At 35.7% G+C, this 18,973-nt stretch carries 17 protein-coding genes; 4 read left to right on the top strand and 13 right to left on the bottom strand.

What is annotated here, in order from left to right; all coding sequences use genetic code 11:
- Window positions 1–38 precede the first annotated feature (38 nt).
- Window positions 39–536 carry a DUF4303 domain-containing protein gene (locus IGL98_RS04475; RefSeq protein ID WP_206844853.1) on the top strand — a complete coding sequence of 166 codons (498 nt, stop codon included), beginning with the start codon at window positions 39–41 and terminating at the stop codon, window positions 534–536.
- Between the two features lie 193 nt (window positions 537–729).
- On the opposite strand, the gene IGL98_RS04470 is transcribed toward IGL98_RS04475, so the two are convergent.
- Window positions 730–1,122, bottom strand: a complete 393-nt coding sequence (locus tag IGL98_RS04470) for a DUF4809 family protein (RefSeq protein ID WP_206844852.1) — start codon at window positions 1,120–1,122, stop codon at window positions 730–732.
- A gap of 194 nt (window positions 1,123–1,316) precedes the next feature.
- On the opposite strand from IGL98_RS04470, the gene IGL98_RS04465 reads away from it, so the two are divergent.
- Window positions 1,317–2,144: a YusW family protein gene (locus IGL98_RS04465; protein WP_206844850.1), complete on the top strand. Its 828-nt coding sequence runs from the start codon at window positions 1,317–1,319 to the stop codon at window positions 2,142–2,144.
- A gap of 54 nt (window positions 2,145–2,198) precedes the next feature.
- Here the strand turns inward: IGL98_RS04465 and IGL98_RS04460 are convergent, their stop codons facing one another.
- From IGL98_RS04460 to IGL98_RS04450, 3 genes are all read right to left on the bottom strand, one after another.
- Complete coding sequence (locus IGL98_RS04460; RefSeq protein ID WP_206844848.1) at window positions 2,199–3,248, bottom strand: DUF916 and DUF3324 domain-containing protein; 1,050 nt, start codon at window positions 3,246–3,248, stop codon at window positions 2,199–2,201.
- Window positions 3,249–3,331: 83 nt separating this feature from the next.
- The gene (locus tag IGL98_RS04455; protein ID WP_206844846.1) at window positions 3,332–3,865 is read right to left on the bottom strand and encodes a WxL domain-containing protein; all 534 of its coding nucleotides are present in this window, start codon (window positions 3,863–3,865) and stop codon (window positions 3,332–3,334) included.
- A 35-nt stretch (window positions 3,866–3,900) separates the two neighbouring features.
- Entirely contained in the window at window positions 3,901–6,399 is a 2,499-nt protein-coding gene (locus IGL98_RS04450) for an adhesive domain-containing protein (protein ID WP_206844834.1), read from the bottom strand.
- Window positions 6,400–6,855: 456 nt separating this feature from the next.
- Here IGL98_RS04450 and IGL98_RS04445 point away from each other — a divergent pair, with 456 nt between their 5' ends.
- Complete coding sequence (locus tag IGL98_RS04445; protein WP_206844831.1) at window positions 6,856–7,395, top strand: DUF924 family protein; 540 nt, start codon at window positions 6,856–6,858, stop codon at window positions 7,393–7,395.
- A 95-nt stretch (window positions 7,396–7,490) separates the two neighbouring features.
- Here the strand turns inward: IGL98_RS04445 and IGL98_RS04440 are convergent, their stop codons facing one another.
- The 9 genes from IGL98_RS04440 to IGL98_RS04400 form a co-directional block, all read right to left on the bottom strand.
- A complete protein-coding gene (locus IGL98_RS04440) occupies window positions 7,491–8,252 on the bottom strand; it encodes an alpha/beta fold hydrolase (protein ID WP_206844829.1) in 762 nt (253 codons plus the stop codon).
- Between the two features lie 113 nt (window positions 8,253–8,365).
- A complete protein-coding gene (locus IGL98_RS04435; protein ID WP_206844823.1) occupies window positions 8,366–9,286 on the bottom strand; it encodes a hypothetical protein in 921 nt (306 codons plus the stop codon).
- A gap of 242 nt (window positions 9,287–9,528) precedes the next feature.
- Window positions 9,529–9,678, bottom strand: coding sequence for a 50S ribosomal protein L33 (gene rpmG / locus IGL98_RS04430; RefSeq protein WP_002296119.1), 150 nt, complete (start codon window positions 9,676–9,678; stop codon window positions 9,529–9,531).
- A gap of 127 nt (window positions 9,679–9,805) precedes the next feature.
- Entirely contained in the window at window positions 9,806–11,926 is a 2,121-nt protein-coding gene (locus IGL98_RS04425; RefSeq protein ID WP_206846875.1) for a penicillin-binding transpeptidase domain-containing protein, read from the bottom strand.
- A 152-nt stretch (window positions 11,927–12,078) separates the two neighbouring features.
- Window positions 12,079–14,019: a threonine--tRNA ligase gene (thrS, locus tag IGL98_RS04420; RefSeq protein ID WP_206846874.1), complete on the bottom strand. Its 1,941-nt coding sequence runs from the start codon at window positions 14,017–14,019 to the stop codon at window positions 12,079–12,081.
- A 486-nt stretch (window positions 14,020–14,505) separates the two neighbouring features.
- Window positions 14,506–14,685, bottom strand: coding sequence for a 2-hydroxymuconate tautomerase (locus IGL98_RS04415; RefSeq protein ID WP_010760473.1), 180 nt, complete (start codon window positions 14,683–14,685; stop codon window positions 14,506–14,508).
- Between the two features lie 65 nt (window positions 14,686–14,750).
- A complete protein-coding gene (locus IGL98_RS04410) occupies window positions 14,751–15,347 on the bottom strand; it encodes a class I SAM-dependent methyltransferase (RefSeq protein WP_242590084.1) in 597 nt (198 codons plus the stop codon).
- Between the two features lie 88 nt (window positions 15,348–15,435).
- Complete coding sequence (locus tag IGL98_RS04405; protein ID WP_206846873.1) at window positions 15,436–16,908, bottom strand: L,D-transpeptidase family protein; 1,473 nt, start codon at window positions 16,906–16,908, stop codon at window positions 15,436–15,438.
- A 423-nt stretch (window positions 16,909–17,331) separates the two neighbouring features.
- Window positions 17,332–18,183 (bottom strand): aminoglycoside 6-adenylyltransferase, encoded by an 852-nt coding sequence (locus tag IGL98_RS04400; RefSeq protein ID WP_206846872.1) that lies wholly within the window; start codon window positions 18,181–18,183, stop codon window positions 17,332–17,334.
- A 159-nt stretch (window positions 18,184–18,342) separates the two neighbouring features.
- On the opposite strand from IGL98_RS04400, the gene IGL98_RS04395 reads away from it, so the two are divergent.
- Window positions 18,343–18,924, top strand: a complete 582-nt coding sequence (locus IGL98_RS04395) for a YdcF family protein (RefSeq protein WP_206846871.1) — start codon at window positions 18,343–18,345, stop codon at window positions 18,922–18,924.
- Window positions 18,925–18,973 lie beyond the last annotated feature (49 nt).

Below are 18,973 nucleotides of genomic sequence, written 5' to 3'. Positions count from 1 at the left end.
TTTCAATGTTTAAAAGACAGAACACTTGGAGGATATGAATGGAACACTTTTTAGAAAAACAACAAGAGTACTTTTTCAATTTTTTAACTGATAGCATCGATAACTTTTTATTAGATCACTCTGATGAAACATTTTACGCCTTTGCTTTAGACTGCAATATTCATGAAGAAGGTGAAATCAACCTGTGCTTTAATACAGTAGAACTATGGCAGGAAACAACAAGTTATTATGCGAATAAAGGCTACACTAAAACACAATTAGACGAGATGAAATACACTTCTCGTGATTGGGATGAAAATCAGCAAGTTGCCTCTATCCATTTATTTGATGATTGGGTGGAAGATGAACAAGATATTGAGATGGTTCTAGAATGGCTTTGCCAACAAATGATCCTCTTAACTGACAGTGAAACATTCGAACGAATTCCAAAAACAGAAGATTTCAAGCTATTGGTTTACGATCATGACGAAAGTCCTTCTGATTCACAAGAAAGATTTGAAAAAATAGGAATGTCAGAAATTTTTCAAATAGAATAACATAACAATGAGGCCGAGACAAAAGTGTTTAGCTCCGAGAAATAAGAGGGAATTCACGGAAATTGCTCTTCAAATTTTTGTGAATTTCAGCTTTTTTCTCAGAGCTGCTTTTTTCTCGCCGCTTATTCAGTTTTAGAGCGCACATCAAAACTGATTTTTAGTTTTGTCCCACCCTCATTTTTTATATAATCGACTATAAACTAAATGCTAATTCTTCCACTTTAAAAAGAGTGACTAAGATCTGATTGACAGTTTCCACTAATTTTTTCTCATCCATCATTTGATCCCTTGTTTCAATTTTTGCAGTCTCAGTTGAATAAGTCAGAAAATCATATTCTTCTTTAAGCGTAACTTGATGATCATCTTTTTTATATAAAGTAAAATCATCAATAACATCCATCTGATATTCTCGTTTATATCCATTTTTTAAAGCAATCGCTGTGACCAAAGAATTGACTGTCAAATTTTCTAAAGGAATAACTTGTTCGTCTATCATCAATGTATAGTTTTCATCTTCAATAATTCCGCAAGCATTACAGCCTCCATCTAATAAATTCACCGTTTTACTAATTATCGCTTTTTTCATTATTACAGATCCTTTCTTACGCTTTAATCTATTTCTTCACATATTATATCAAAAACGAAGACCCAATGAAGGAACTAATTTATTTCCAACATTATGAGAAATCACTCATATATATTTACTTTATATTTCTTTTAGATAATAATATAGACATCTACTATTCATAAAATAGTAGTAAAAAAGAGGAGGTATTTTTTATGAAATTTTTTAAAGGTATGATGGTTGCAGGATTAGCAATCAGTTTCTGTTCTACTAGTTTGGCAGTGGTATCAAACTCAGCAGATGCAGCAACAGTGGTGGAGTCAAATTACAATAAGACAGTCACTTTATTCAATAAAGCGGATATCTTAGCGTACACAGGTCTATCATTAACAAGTTCAACTGTATCATCTGTTTACAACGAACTAGTTAAAGCAAGCACATGGGAAGTTGCTGGTTATTCTTCATCAGAAGCCGCTGTGATTGCAAGAGATTTCAGCAAAAATTATTACAAATCAGTAAGTTTGTTACAAAAAATGACGTACCAAAATGATTTACATCTTAAAGTTATCTTGATTACTAAAGGGTATGTAAAAGCAGAATTTGGCTTACAATCTTACTATGTTTCAGAAACACCTGTTAATCCAGAAAAACCGCAAGAGCCTGAAACAACTGTTGCTCCTGAGACACCTGAAGTTCCAGAAACACCAGAAACACCCGTTGCCCCTGAACAATCTGATTTAAAAAAATTAGAAGTTCAAGTGACTTACACTACTGGGCAACAAATTCAGTTGCAATACCAAGTAAATACTAATGGCACAATCAAAGCACAATACCAAGATAAATCTAATAAAGTTCAATTACAAGGCAGTGCAGCTGAAGAAAAAATCGAAGGCATCATTGCTGGCTTGGACCTTAAAAATGCCAGTGAAACAAAAATCACTTCACACATTTTGACTAAACTTGGTAAGGGTACAAGCTACAAACAATTCCAATATCAAGGTCAATTTAATGATAATACACAAGTTAAATTTAAACTAAAATAAGCAATCTTAAAAAAATCTCCACTTTCTACTCATGTAGAAAGCGGAGATTTTTATTTATTCAACTCTTTTTTTCCTTCGCCACAAAATATACGTCTGAATCAACACCAATAAAACCAACAAAATAAGCACTAAAATCAACCACATCGGAACTTTAGTTACAACCTTCGTTTCTTTATTTTCTTCATTGATTACCTTCGCTTGTTCCCTAGTAATCTCAAACTCATTCTCAAATTCCCATTTCTTCCCCTCTTGATTGATCAATGTTTTACTGATATATTTCCCAGGCAGCAATTGTCTTTTGATCGGCACGGGAAAATCCATCACAGAATCTGGGGCCATTTCAAGCGCTTCTTTTTCCAACTTGATCAAAGGAGTCTCTTCCCCTTTTTTTCGAATCGCAAACTTTAGATCCATTTTCTTTGAAATTGCTGCATTTTTATTGCGAATCGAATGAATCACAGACATTTTTTTCCCTTGTTTAGATTTCGCTACTTTTACAGCTTCCATTTCATAATCAGGTAGAACCGATGCATCCGTCTCATTCAAGACAACACCTACCACATAATGAAATCGCTGCTGTATGGTCACATCTTTACTTTTGGTTTCACTTTCAGGTGAATTTTTAGTAAAACGCAGTCCACCAACAATAACACCGCCATATCTTTCCTTTGGCATCTTCAAATGAAAACGAGCAATTTTAGTTTCATATGGTTGCAAGGAAATAGTCGTTTCTAGAACCTTGATCAGAGATTCAAAAGGATAAGCCAATGCTTTGTCTTTGATACCTTTTACTGTATAGTCAATCATTCCCTCTTCCGTTGTCGTTGCATTTATCGCATTGACTGAAAAGGAAATAGGTGCGTCTTCTGGATTCACTAATTTAACTTGTAATTCTTGCTCCTCTTCCGGCAGCATTTTTAAATCAAAATAGGATTTATTGATATCGACTTGATTCTGCGGGATAACTGCTTGTACATAAAAACTATTTGTTTCTTTACTTTTTTCTTGCGCCAAAACAGCTTTTGTATTCAATAAACTAACTAAAAAAATAAGTCCGATAGAAAATAATATATGAATCATTTTTGACCTAGAACAACCGCTCATCTAAATCACTCCTTTAATTTAATCAGAAAAAAAGAGTGGAATAAAATGATGCTCATCCCACTCTTTTAGATCACACTTTGATTCTATGGTGCATCTGCCAAGGTCCAGTCGATCGTAGAGGTATGTTTACCCAACGTTGCCATTGCAGCTGGCACATCAAGTGTCACGCCCGTGTTTTCAGCATCTGGCCAAGTGAATGTCCATGTTCCAGCACCGGCTCCTGCTGCGGCCGTTGCAAATGGTGTCGCAGTTGCAGCTCCGCTCGTTAATTTGACTGTATTAACAGGTGTTGGTGCCTCTGCATCACTATTTGTTCCCGCTTGTGTGTTTTTAAAATTCAAGCTGGCATTCGTTCCTCTTGCATCTGAAACAACAACATTGATCGCGCTAGGATTGGTTGGAATGTATGAAGCATCATTCACTGAAATCGTTTGTGACGCATAGCTGATCGTAGAAACAGCTTCTAATGTTAAAGAGCCTGGTGTAAAAGTGACATCCAAATCAGTCGCCTTATTAATATCAGCAGCTGAAGCAGATTGCCCTAAAAATAATGTACCAAAAACAACCGATAATAATAAAACTTTGGAACTAGTAATAAATAACGTTGAACTCTTCATTTTATACACCCTTTCTTTTTTGGTAATACTTATATTTATTTGGCACCGACAGAAACAATGATTCTACCGCTTGCGGCTGTTTCAGTACCAAGTGTTGCCGCTGTATTAAAGGTAATCGACGTACCTGCTGCTAATTGACGACCAGAAATATCTAGTGAAAATGTGCCATCTGCATTAACTGCTGCTTCTTCATAAACATTTCCTGGGAACCTCACTCTAACTTTAAATTGAGTTCCTTCTGGAGGATTCGTGATTTTAACCGATCCTTTGATCATTGTATCGCCAACAAAAATTGGTGCTACAACTGGTGTAGGAACAACATAACCTTCTAAAGACGGGATCTTACCCACTGCGAAAACCACACTGTCACTTTCTTTTCCTCTCAACGATTGAGCATGTTCAGCAATGGTTACTAATCTTAGTGGATTGCCTTCTTTTAAGTTTTTATCAGCTATAGGAATCAAAAAAGTGCCATCATTTTCAATCGCTACTTTTCTAACAGAACCATCAGAAAATTGAACTTGCATAAATAATTTAGTTCCTACTGGAACATTCGTTAACGCAATTGAACCTGTAATAACCTTGCTTCCTTCATTTACAGTTTTGAACTGAGGTTTTGGAACTTGATAGTTTTTTAATGGATCAACAATCACTTGTTTGACTTCAGGTTCACTGGCATTTGTTCTCGTACCATCACTCGCTTCAACGATTACGTTCAATAAATCATTGCCTTGAGGTTGATACTTACCAAATGGAATCGTAAAGCTGCCATCTTCATTGATTGAAGCCGTTAAATAAGTACCATCAGGTAAAGCCACTTTAGCTTTAAAACTCACACCTTCTGGAATAGGCTGAGTTAGCTCAACACTACCACTAAGGCTAGCTGCACCTTCTAAAACATCATTAATCACTGGTTTTGTAACTACATAGTGTAAAAAGGGATCGGCTATCACTTGTTTTATTTGCGGTTCGCTGACTTTGGTCTGTTTTCCATTACTTGCTTCTATCACGACTTTTAATTGATCATTACTTTGTGGTTGATAATTACTAAATGGTATCGTAAAATGACCTTTTTCATCAACAGAACCTATCAGACTTGTTCCATCAGGCAACTCAACTTTTGCTTTAAATGTTACGCTGTCTGGTACTGGCTGAACGATTGCTACATTTCCAGTAAGTCTAGTTGCACCTTCGATGATATCCTCAACAACTGGTTTTGCAATTGGATATTGAACAAAGGGATCGGCTATTACTTGTTTGATTGTTGCCTCACTAACTTTCGTGTACTTATCTACATTGGCTTCGATCACTATTTTTAACTGGTCATTGCCTTGAGGCTTGTACTCACCAAATGGAATTGCAAACGTTCCGTCTTCATTGACCGTTTCAGATAACATTGTTCCATTAGGCAATTCGACTTTCGCTTTAAATGTCACACCTTCTGGCACTGGCTGTGTAATCACTACGCTTCCATCAAGATGCGTCACACCTTCTAAAATATCCTCAACAACAGGTTTTGCAACTGAATAATTCACTAGAGGATCTTCTTCTACTTTATCGAAATATAGATTGATTGCATCCCCGTTTGCATGAATCGTATTCAGTAATTCTAAATCAATGACCGGTTTATTGACCGCCATTGCAGTCACTTTTGCTTTTTCGGCGGTTATATCAGAAACCTTCGTCGAAAAATTAAAATCAACATCGCCAAGTACATTAGCCTGCAATGCTTGAGTTAACACATCAGATGTTCCATTAGCAATTTTCCCTACAAGATCCAGCAAACCATTAACAGCTGGTTTTAATAGATCAAGAACAGGATTCAATATAGCCAGAAGCCCCGTAAATTTTAGTCCCGCAACTGCTTCTTTTAGTGGATTAAACAATTTTGCATAAGTTGTGCGAACGTATTGTCCTAATCCATCCGTGAAATCGACCATCACATACTTACCGTCTGGTGATAATTTCCCTTCAACAGTGGCTTGATAACTGCCTAAATCTTGAAGAGAATTAAGCCCTTCAAAAGCCTTTTCCAGCGAATCAAGTTGTAATCCTAATGGTTTCGCTAATCCAAGTAGTCTTGTTACAAGCCCGCCTACTTTTAAAACCAAATCCTTGACCACCGGAACATCTCCCGGCACGATTGGAAGTAATTTAGCACTGGCATTGATCAAAATAGGTCCATCAATTTTCCCACGTAATTCTTCAGGAATCGCAAAAACAATAACCTTTGGTGATACTAAACCGACATCTGCAACGGCGGTTCCTTTAAATGAAAGATCTAAATCATATGTAGAATCTGCATTTTTTTCCAACTTAACGCCATCATTGATGACGGTTCCATTGTTGGAAGACAACTGTGTCCCTTTTAAAATACTGACATCTGCTAAATCCGCAGCATTTGCCGACTCAGCAGCATTCACTTCATACTGACTATTGTCCCCAAACAGTACCAGCGAACTTGGGATGACAGCAGCTGATAATAACACTGTAGTCCCCACTAACGTAATGATAGAACGATAACTCTTTTTCATGATTGCCTCCTTTTGTTTCTAGATCCACCTGCATAGCTAAATACATAATGCATGATTTCATTGTCAAGAATAATATCTATATAATTTTATTTCAAATAATTAGATTGTAATTCATGTTTAAAAATATATGTAAATGGTTAAAATTACACGACGTTTTCATACGCCGAAAATATTATGAAAAACGTTTGTTTTTTATTCCAAAATTTCAGTATCATACTACTGATTTTTATTTGGAAATCCCTGTATTTTTTTCAGATAGACAAACTATATACAACTATTTCAACTTTATTTATAGGCTAGAAACGTAACTTTTCAAACGAATAAAATAACAATGATTTTCTATATAAAAATTTCATTATTTTAGATTATTTATAGAAAAGATATCTCCAGCTTAGCTTGTCTATCCTATGTTAAAATAGAAATAAGATAAATTACTTAAAAACTGGAGGTCACACTATGGACTATCAAGAAATACTTACGTTTTGGTTTAAGGAATGCCAACCTAGCCAGTGGTTCAAAAAGGATCTTGCCTTTGATGCTCTTATTAAAGAAAGATTCTCAACGATCCATGCCCAAGTAGCTCAAGGTGAAAAATCCATTTGGCGGAAAAACCTTGAAGGTCGTTTAGCTGAAATTATTGTATTGGATCAATTTTCTCGGAACTTATTTAGAGACGATGCGCAATCTTTGTCATATGACGGCATGGCATTGGTACTAACACAAGAAGCGATGGCTACTGGGGATTTGGACCAATTGACCACTCAACAAAGGGCATTTTTATTTATGCCATTGATGCATTCTGAGTCTTTAATTATTCATGAAGATGCATTAAAATGTTTTGCTGAAAAAGGGATGGAGCACAATCTTGAGTTTGAACTTAAACACTATGATATTTTAGTTCGATTTGGTCGTTATCCACATCGTAACAAGCTATTAGGTAGACGCTCAACAGCTGAAGAAATAGCCTTTTTAAAAGAGCCAGGTTCTTCATTTTAAGAATCAAAAAAAGGTCTGAGACATAACTCTTCGAGTTATATCTCAGACCTTTAAAATCCAAATAGACATTTTTCCAAACTTCATTTTTAATAGCTTTATTTAACCAATTCTTTCTCAAAAAACTCTGCCACAACATCCATCATTGCACCTTTGACTAAGTGCCCTTCACTCTCGCCTGTCATAAACATGCTATTCTCAGCATACGGTTTCCCCTCGATCATTTGATAAAAATTCGCCATATCTTCATAAGGAATTTTAGGATCTTGTGTCCCATGCCAAAATAAAACCGGACGCTGGGCCAACTTTTCAGGCACTTTCGAGAGATCATAATTGGCTACCCAGCTAAGTAATAAGGGTAAATCATTCGGGACAAAAAAGTCCATTTCAGATGATCGTTCCATCACTCGTTCAATATATCGCTGTGGTGCTGGTGTTCCCATCATGCAAGCTGCCGTTTGGATTTCTGGGTGTTGAGTCAGTAATGCACATGTCGTGATGCCTCCCATTGAAACACCGCCAACCCCAATTTTTCCATCTTCAATCAACTCTTGCTTCTCAAAATGACGCACCAACTGAGCAAATTCAATGATATTATATTGAATACTCGACCAAAATGTCACTGAAGGAATCGGTGATATCGGTCCCGTTTTCCGTTCCCCATGGTTCATTGCATCAGGCAAAATCACCCGTATTCCTTTTTCCGCTAATTTCCTAGCTTGCGTCAGTGATAATTCCTTTGCTGACTGCCAGCCATGATAATAAATAACTAAGGGCAGCGTGCTATTTTTAGCTTCTTCTGAAACAACTTCCAGAACTGGAATTTTTTTTATATACCGATGTCTAATACTGATCTTCATGTTATTCACTCCTAAAAAGCAGTTCTTCTTTATTTAAGTATACACCTTAAACTCAAATCCACTGCGGTTTTAGCTTTAGCCATTAGAATTGATTAAAAAAACAAAATGTGTGGTTATCTATTTCTTTTCAACCTTCTTCTCCTTTTTCGTCTTTTTAAAAGAACTCTTAGACGTAGTAAGGTTAGCAGTATTACGATTACACCTAAAATTCGTATAAAAATAATTAAAAGTACTCCTAAAAGATTCTTCTCATTTTTGACCACTTTATAGCTTTCTTCAATTGCCTTCAAATCGTCTGGTTTAATAGGATAAATTGTGCTCCCTTGTTTTACAATATCAGTTGCATCTGCATAATTTCCTAATCCATCACTTGCTCTAAGGTACATTTTTCCTTCGGTACCGTCTCGATTTAAATCAATACTAAATGAACCTTTTTTATCCGCAGAAACTTCTTGATAATGGTACTCATTATTATCAATATAGAAAAGCTCGATTTGAAAAGTGTTTTTTGATGCGGGCATTTTTATTTCACCAGATATCGTTTTATTTTCTTTATTAAAATTCACCTCTGAAAAGAACGTCGTTGGCTTATCACTACTAACCAAATATGGAACATCTTTATAATGATAGATGACTCCTTCTTCAGAAGTAAAACATAAATCCGTTGAATAGATGCCTATTTTATCTGTTTTGACTGGATTCTTTTCATAGTACATATCTTTTATCTTGATCTTGTCACGGTAAAAAATTGTTTCTATAAATCCACCATACTCATTCGTTGGGCCATTCAACACAAAATTTGCAAACCTTATGTAAGGTCTATTTTTAAAAGGAATCGCCAAATAGACCCCTTCTTTTTTCTTTTCTGTTCTAGTTGTTTTCCCATTTAAAATTTGCTTACGAGCATATTGATACGACAATTCATTTGAAGCATCAAAACTTGACTCAACAGTAGATTCCCCAAGATCTTCTCCATAGCAAATAATAGGTAAAAATAAAAACAACAAGCTAACCACCAACATCACTTTTTTCATAAAAAAACTCCTTCAACAACCTTGTAACGTAATCATACCCAAAAGATATCTTATAGACATCATTTTTTAATTTTTCTTAACCATTAGCTATTAAATAACCATAGTCATCTTTTATAAAGTATAAAGAAAGTTTGCTAGAAAGAAAAGTTTATTTTTCATTTTTATATCAATTTTACTATAAAGTAACAAAAAAAACTCTGAATCCATGTAAGACATAGGGCTCAGAGTTTCGAATTAAAACATTATTTTGTTTCGCGGTGTAAAGTAACTTTTCTTTCACGTGGGCAATATTTTTGCTTTTCCAAACGATCAGGATTGTTACGTTTATTTTTGCTTGTTAGGTAGTTACGTTCTTTACAAGAAGTACATTCTAAAGTAATGTTTACGCGCATGTGTTTTCCCTCCTATATCTAATTTCGAATTTCTAAGATATTTCTTAGCCTCAAATATCATACCATGTTTGTCCATGAATTTCTACCCTTTTTATGAAATTTGTAAAGGAAAACTACTTTACAAATCTTATTGAGCTTTGTATTCAGCATAGGCATTAACGATTGCTGTAACCATTGATTGGTTTGGTCTAGTACTTTCACTGGTTAAGTGAGGCAACACAACACTCACCGCGATCTCAGGGTCATTATAAGGTGCATAAGCTACTACGTTACTGTTGACCGTAACATGCTCCCCTACATTAGTTTCGGCTGTACCCGTTTTAGCGGCAATCTCAAGTGCTGCGCCTTGCATATATTTTCCTGTCGTAAAGACGCCATTTCCGTGTACAACATCATAAAACCCATTTTGAATGATTTGCATTTGTTCTGTACTGATATCCACTTTATTCAATTCTTTCGGTTTTAATTCCTCTTTTAAATCACCAAGTGAACCATCTGACTTGTTATCATAAATTCCTTCAACCACATGTGGCGCAAAACGAGTACCACCATTTGCTACAGTTGAAGCATATTGTGCCAGCTGCATTGCTGTATAGGTATCATACTGACCGAAAGATAAATCGAGTAAATGTCCTGGCATTGGCGCTTCATCTGAGTCAAAAGCTTTATTTGAAAGTCCAGTTTCCTCACCAGGTAAATCGATTCCTGTTGAAACACCCATACCATACTCACCAAATGTTTTACGTAAAACATTAAACAAGGTTGGATCTCCCGTTTCGTATGGCAACTGCATATTGTATTGATAGTCAGTCTTCATCATTTTTAATACTAACTTCATCATGTAGGCATTGGACGAATACTCTAATGCTTGTTCAGCACTAAGCGGAATTTGATTTCCTGCAATCGTATTATTAAAGACGGAAGCTTTCTGCTTACTTCCAAAAATTTGGATTGGCTCATCAATCAACACATCGTTCCCCGTAATCACGCCTTGTTCATACCCTGCTGATATCGTGGCTCCTTTTACTACCGAACCAGGTTCAAAAGCTTTATTGATTGTAGCCAATGGATTAGATGTCAACTCATTTGTAGCTGGATCACGATCTAACGCAACCATTGCCATCACCGCACCTGTTTTAGGATTCATGACAACAACGTAGGCACCATCTGAATAAGCAGCATTTCCTGTTGCCAATAATTGTTGGTACTGTGCTCGAACAACTTCTTCGATTTTCGCTTGAAAAGCCATATCGATCGTTAATTTTAGATTCTCACCTTTTTTACCTTCTGATACAGGTGTTTGGGTGACGATTTTTCCTTTGCTGTCTAACGTTACTTCTGAGATTGCTTTATGTCCTTGAAGAATGTCTTCGTATTGTTTCTCTAAGTAACTAGTCCCAACACGATCATTTAGTTCATAGCCTTTAGCGATATATTCATCGGCTTCTTCTGCTGGTAAACCAGCTTTTTGAGAAGATACCTTTCCTAAGAGACTCTTAAGATCTGTATCATTTGGATAATCTCGATCCCAATCCATCCCTGTTGAAACCCCAGCGATTTCTGAAGTATTCTCACCGATTATTGCGATTTCATCCTGAGTAACGCCTTCATTTTTAATAAAGGCTGTGTTAAGCTCGCCCACAGAGTTCATTCGTTTAAAAATTGTAGCAGCTTGTAGCGTATGCTCATCAAAATTGATTTCTTCTGGTGTTACTTTTTCTACGGTTTTAACATACAGCGTTCCTTCATCTGTGATCTTATTGCCTTTTTCGTCAACTTTGTCTGCATCAGTCAAACGTTTTTGAGCAGCTTTTAGATTTTCAGGGGTAGCTAACCAAAAATCTTTTTTATCTCGCTCTGTCAATTCATCTGCCGGTACATGGATCAAGTCATTGACTTTGTTTGCGATCGGTACAAGGTCTTTTGTCTGAACCTTTTTACCACGTGTATAAGTAATGGCTAGATTAGCTTTGTTTCCAGCAAGTAAATTGCCTTTTGCATCATAAATCTGTCCCCTTGGTGCACTGCTTTTGATTTTTAAAGTTGAGTTCTCTTCAGCTTTTTTTGCAAATTGCTGTCCTTCAGCGATTTGTAAATAACCTAAGCGAACAATCAATGCAACAAACAAACCAAAAATCACAAAAAACAATAAGTTCAATCGGAACGGAATATGTGATTTTTTACTTTTTTGTGTCATTGGTTCTTCATTCTCTTTTTTTAATTTATCTAAAAAGCTCATTTTTTTCATTTATCGTTAATCCTCCATTGAGAAAAGTCTCGCTTCTCTATTGTAACGAAAAAATGCAAAAAAAAATAGAGGGAATCCTCTTACTAAGAAAATATTTAATTTTTACTGAATAAAAATGGACAAAGCATGATCGCCTTGTCCATTTTTTTTAATTATCTTCTACTATAATTCGCTACATCAGCGACCATACTGTCGACAAAGATATTTAAATCGATGACTTCTGTTTCTTTGCTACCATAACGGCGGATATTAACAGTTGCATCATCCATCTCTTTATCCCCAACCACGATTTGATAAGGAATTTTTTGTGTTTGAGAGGCACGGATCTTGTAGCCCATTTTCTCATTGCGGTCGTCTACTTCAATACGTAAACCTTGTTCTTGCAGACGTTTTTTCACTTCATATGCATAATCTGAATGAGCTTCAACAGATACTGGAATAATTGTCGCTTGGATCGGTGCCAACCAAGTTGGGAAAGCGCCTTTGTACACTTCAGTTAAGTATGCAACAAAGCGTTCCATAGTCGAAACGATTCCTCTGTGGATAACCAATGGACGGTGTGTATTTTCACCATCTTCACCAACATAAGTCAAATCAAAACGTTCTGGTAATAGTGCATCGATTTGAATTGTAGAGAGTGTTTCTTCCATTCCTAAAGCTGTTTTTACTTGGACATCAAGCTTAGGACCGTAAAAGGCTGCTTCACCTTCTGCTTCAAAATAATCAATACCTGCTTCATCTGCTGCTTCTTTGATCATTGTTTGAGATCTTTCCCACATTGCATCATCATCAAAGTATTTTTCTTTATTGTTAGGATCTCTTAAGCTTAAACGGAAACGATAATCTGTCACATCAAAATCAGCGTAAACTTCAACCATTAATTTCAAAGTACGTAAGAATTCTTCTTTGATTTGATCAGGACGGACGAATGTATGCCCATCGTTCAATGTCATTTCACGCACGCGTTGTAAACCAGATAGCGCACCTGATTTTTCATACCGGTGCATCATACCAAGTTCTGCAATTCTGATCGGTAATTCACGATAGCTGTGGATATCATTTTTATAAACCATCATATGATGTGGACAGTTCATTGGACGAAGAACTAACATTTCACCATCTCCCATATCCATTGGTGGGAACATGTCTTCATGATAGTGATCCCAGTGTCCAGATCTCTTATAAAACTCAACGTTGGCCATGATTGGTGTATACACATGTTGATACCCTAAGCTGATTTCTTTATCTGTGATATAACGTTCGATCGTACGGCGAATTGTCGCACCTTTAGGTAGCCAGAATGGTAATCCTGAGCCAACATCTGGATTAAGCATAAATAAATCAAGCTCTTTCCCTAATTTACGATGGTCTCGTTCTTTCGCTTCTTCACGCATTTTGATGAACTCTTTTAAATCCTTTTTATCGAAAAAGGCTGTTCCGTAAATACGTTGCATCATTTGATTATTGGAATTGCCTCTCCAATACGCACCCGCTACTGATAATAATTGGAATACTTGAATACGACCAGTTGAAGGAACATGGACACCACGACATAAATCAACGAAATCGCCTTGATCATACACGGTGATAACTTCATCTTCTGGAAGTTCTGAAATTAATTCCACTTTGTAAGGATCATCTGCAAATAATTCTAGTGCTTCACTCTTAGAAACAACTTTACGAACGATTGGATTATTTTCTTTTACGATCTTCATCATTTCAGCTTCAATGGCTGGTAAATCTTCTGCTGTTATTGGATTTTCACCATTATCAGTATCGTAGTAAAAACCAGAGTCAATTGCTGGACCTACACCGAATTTGATTTTTGGAAATAAACGACGTAATGCATTAGCCATTAAGTGAGCGGATGAATGACGTAAAATACCTAGTGCATCCTCATGATCTGGTGTCACAATCTCGATATTTCCATCTTCTTCGATTGGACGATCTAAATCTATTAACGTGCCATTGAATTTCCCTGCTAATGCTTTTTTAGCTAAACTGTTACTGATACTTTTAGCGATGTCTAATGTTGACGAACCAGCCTCAAATTCTTTGACTGCGCCATCTGGAAAAGTAATATTGATTGACATTTTTTGTTTCCTCCTTTAGTAAATTATGATTGAAAAAAACTTCTACTTGCTTGTAGGTGGTGATTCACTAGTATGGTAACTTCTCTCCCGTTGCACGCCTTGTATTGTTCATCATCTACTCTGGCGAATCCAGTCGTAGTCCTTCAATTCTTAGAGTTTGATGCGATCGAAGCGTAGCATAGTGATTCACAACAAAAAGTCCTAGTATCCGATATTAAATCAGATACTAGGACGAAAAGTTCGTGGTTCCACCTATTTTTAAACACAGCAAACAGCTATGTTCCTCAAGCGTGTTAACGGTACGGCCGCCTTTGTTTCAACAAAGGTTGGAAAAAGTGGTCATTCCTTGTGCAGGTCTGGAAAATTTTCAGCCAAGATTTTCCTCTCTAAAAGACTGCTTGCAAGTTCAGTTGTCTTTCTCATCAATCATTTATGAGTTAATTTAAACACTTCTTCAAATAAAAAGCAAGCATTTCTTATAAATAATTACTTTTTCCATTGACCGCCTTGTGCATAACGATCTTTTTTCATCTCATTTACGATAACATGGATATTCTCTTGAGGAGCTCCTGTATTCCTAGATACAACTTCTGTGATTTCTTTGACCATGTTTGTCAGTTGCTCTTCACTTCGTCCTTCAATTAATTCAACATGAATAAATGGCATACTTTTTTCTCCCTTCATTTTTTGTTTTTTTATACTTCAATGATACCACTTTTTAAACAATCTATTTATTTTTCAGCATTCAAAATAAACATAGATGCATCTTGATTCATAAATATATTCTGACCGTGATAAAAAGTTCGGCTAGAGACCGATTTAAATCCGATTTTTTCAAGTTGTGTTTTTAACTCAAGCTGAGAAAAACCATTATGAACTTTCCCATGATTGATGTTTTCATTTTTATCAAAATCGACAACTAAAATATGTCCTTTTGGATTTAATGCTTGATATAATGACTTCAAAATATCCAGTGTATCAGGAACATGTAAGAGAACTAAAGAGACAATGATCAGGTCAACTTTTATATTTAGTGTATCTTCGTTAGAAAAACTCCCCACTACCGTTTTTACATTTATTCGATTCATTTGCGCGATTTTTTGGTCAACTACGTGGATCATTTCTTTAGATGGATCGACAAATAGCATTTCCTCAAATTCGTCTGAAATTTGTAAACCAATCAATCCTGTACCACAGCCATAATCTAGTGCAGTTTTACCTGTTGTATCTCCTAATTTTGTCTGGATTTCTTTTGTGATAATACTTGCTAGCTCTAATTGTTTTGGTGAATCGTAGCGTTGTGCGAGTTGATCAAAAACATTCATCATTTGTTTCCTCCTTGTAGCATTGTTTCATTCTGATTATTGATTTTTCATTATTAAAAAAGAAGCCCAATTGGACTTCTTTTAATTATTCTTAAGCTGGTTCACCATAATCAACTGGTTTATCGAATTCTCCTGGTGCATCATCATAGATATGTCCATAGACAATTACCGGCATTCCTGCATAAGCTCCATTGAAGATTTGAGCAACTGCTGCTCCTGGTGTATTGATACAACCATTACTACCAAAGTTTGTTTTGTAGGCTTCTTTGTTTCCGAAATATTCTGCTTTATAATCTGCATCATGAATTCCAATTTGTGTCACTACACCGCCGAAGCTTTTCAATGGCATCCAATATTTTACTGGTACGCTGTATTTTGATCCATCAAGCATTTCACCTTCTAATTTTGTATCTGTATCTTTATACAAAATGGTGTGGAAGCCAGGAACTGTTGCAGTTCCTTTATTATAGCGGCCAGTGATTACATCTGTTTCAACGACCTTTACGCCACCTTTAAAGAAATACATTTTTTGATCGTTTAGATCGATTTCTACATAATCCTTATCAACTGTCGATGATTGATTTACATCCCCATCAATTGGCACTGTAATAGCTTCAGTATCTTTGTCGCTATTGATTGCTTGAACGATCAAATCTCTTGTTTGCGGCATGTTGATATCCCAACCGTAACTGCCATTATTTTTATATTTTGTTGTTACACCATGAACATTTTTAAAAATGATTGGTTTGAAAATAGAACCATATTTTTGATTTGTTTGTTCTACCCAAGCGTAGACTTTATTTGGATCAACATTTCCACTTTCATCCATAAATGATTGGATTTCTTCCTTAGTAAGAGGTAACTTTTCGCCATTGATGTCAAGCGTGATCGCTTTATTTTCTTTTTTTGATAATACCGTTAGTTTTTCTTGCAGACCTTTGTCATCTTTGGTAACTGCTGGTTTTTGGTAAAACTCTTTTACATCATATACATAGTTGCCCTTATTCGCATCAACATCTTTTAATACTTGATTCATCAAAGCTTCTTTATCGACAGCCGTCCCAACTTGTTCTGGTACGATTTGATAATTACCATCAACTATTTCGATTCGAGCATCTTGACTTGGTGTTCCTTGTTCAAAAGTGAGCTCGTTTAATTTATTTTTCAATTCTGTTTTGTAATCTTCATTGATTGGTAATTTGATTGAACGATCCCCAATATTTTGTTTTAAATACTCTTCTGTGATTTCATATTTTTCAGGTAATTCAATTTTTTCTTCTTTGTCATTCACTTTGATCACAACAGATTCTGCTTTATTCAGTTCTTCTAGTTTCTTTTTGGCATCTTTTGCGTTCAATAAACTGATATCAACACCATTTGCTTTCGCAGTGATAAAGAAGTGTGATTGGAAATAGGTGAGCCCGCCAGTAAATACTAATGCTAAACAAATCAACAAACCGACTACTGGGACTAACCATTTCTTCTTTTTATTATTTGAGTGATTATTATTTTGGGGTGCCCTTGTGTTTTTTTCTGAGCGGCTAACTGCTTCTTCGTTTTCCATTGAGCTATCTTCCTTTTTTTATGATTTATATGCTTACTTTGATTCAATGCTTTTCCTGTTTCAGAAATAAAATAAAAGGAAGTACATCTCCCTCTGATTGTTTTAAAATTTTTCTATTCATTCTTATTGATAATTTTATTTTAAAGCTAGTTTAGTTAACTTTCCCTCAATCTTCAATTAATTTGCTTACATATGAGAAAAAATTCATGTTTTTTATGTATAAATGCTAAATTCTACTTTTTTCTGATAAACAGGAAATAACACCCATCAAAATTCGATACAGTGCACTTATCATTCTACCACACATAAGGGAGAGGAAAAAAGACTATTTGACAATATCTTTGCTGAAATTCTAATTTATTTACAATAAACTTAAAATTCTAACCCAATCCTCGCTTGTTTTATCTAAAAGATCTACTCAAATTAATGACCATCATTAAAATCCATCGTATACTTCATGACTTTTTCAGCCGTTTTTCGATCATAAACCAAACCATTTTTTTGTGAAAAGTTCCAAGCATAATCATCAAACTGCTTTTGTAATGCGATTAATGCGGACCAAGCCAAAGAAATACTAGACACATCCATCGTTTTTAAGACAGCTTCATATTGTTCATTTGTCAAATAATCTGGCAAGTATTTGTAATTTTTCCCTACACTGAAATGGTAGTCGTGATCTGCTCCAACTTGCCAAGAAAGTAAGCGTAAAAGTTCTTTTCGACAGTTTTCATTTAAATGATCTGCCGCATAAAACAGTTCATTCCGACATAATCCTTTGACAACATACGTGCTGACCCACCAAAATTCATTACAACAATCCAAGAATTCTGACTGACTAGGACGTTTCACCCAATAATCTTGATCTGTAGCTTCCGTTAATTTAGGTAACAATTGCTCTTTATCCAATAAAATCTCAGCTAAACGATCCCCTTCATTCCAAGTATTCGCCTGCTCTTTTGGGCAAAGAGTCAAATCGATTCGATTGCCATCTTCAAATAACATTAAATAAGTAAATCTTCCGTTTCTTGTTGGCGGAAACAACACCATATCTTCTGGTGTCTGCATAATTAAACGCGGTCCAAATCGATTGATCCACGACTGGTCTTTGACAAATGCGTCTACAGATTCCACAATATAGACAATATCATAATCCTGAAACGAATCTTTTGGTACTTGTTTATTTGTCCGTGAACCGTTCATCCCGACAGCTAGCACCGTAGGATCATTTTTGGCAGTATCTAAAATCAAGCGAAACATCTCTTCTTCGGTCCTCATAGTTATACCTCCACTTTTTCATCTTATCTAGAGTATAAGACAAGTTCGTCTGCTATGTTATACTTTCTCTTAAAAACGTTAAAAAAACTTTAAAAAAGAAACCACAAGTACTATTCAATTTGTTTATCTACTACACTAGATAAGAAAGGTTGTGGTGTTATGAAATGGGTGAAACGAATTATGCTGATTATTATAGGGGTAGGAATTATTTATGCAGGTCTCGTTCTTTTTCTAATCTTAAGCGGAACAAAAGATCAGCCAACAGCAACACCTGATACTGTACTAATTTTAGGGGCACAAGTAAAAGGCACTTCAAAAGATAATGCCTATCCAAGCACAGTTTTAAAAGAAAGACTAGATGCAGCAATTCCATATTTAAAAGAGCATCCAACTGCAACAGCAATCGTTTGCGGGGGAAAAGGATCTGATGAACCTGATAGCGAAGCCAATGTGATGGCGGAATATTTAAGAGTTAATGGAATTTCACAAAAGCAAATCTTGACTGAAGACACCTCTACCCGCACCAAAGAAAATATTCAAAATGCCAAAGAAAAACAAGCGCTAGGAAATACGGTGATTGTTACAAGCGACTTTCATATGTACCGTTCAAAATTATTGGCAAAACGGCTGGGGATTTCTGAAATCAGCGGACTTCCAGCAGTTTCTAAGTCTTCTGCTAGATTTAAAACATATGTTAGAGAGATCGTTGCTCTAGGGTATGGTTTGCTTTTTGATCATTGAGTTTAAATAAGTTTTTTGTTCAAATTTGTTGCCCCCTAGATAAATCTTC

Origin of the sequence: Enterococcus sp. DIV0840, assembly GCF_050527835.1 — a bacterium.
GTDB classification, from domain to species: Bacteria; Bacillota; Bacilli; order Lactobacillales; family Enterococcaceae; genus Enterococcus_L; species Enterococcus_L ureasiticus.
The sequence above is the reverse complement of the archived record's forward strand: the minus strand, read 5'-3'. Positions and strand labels throughout refer to the sequence as shown.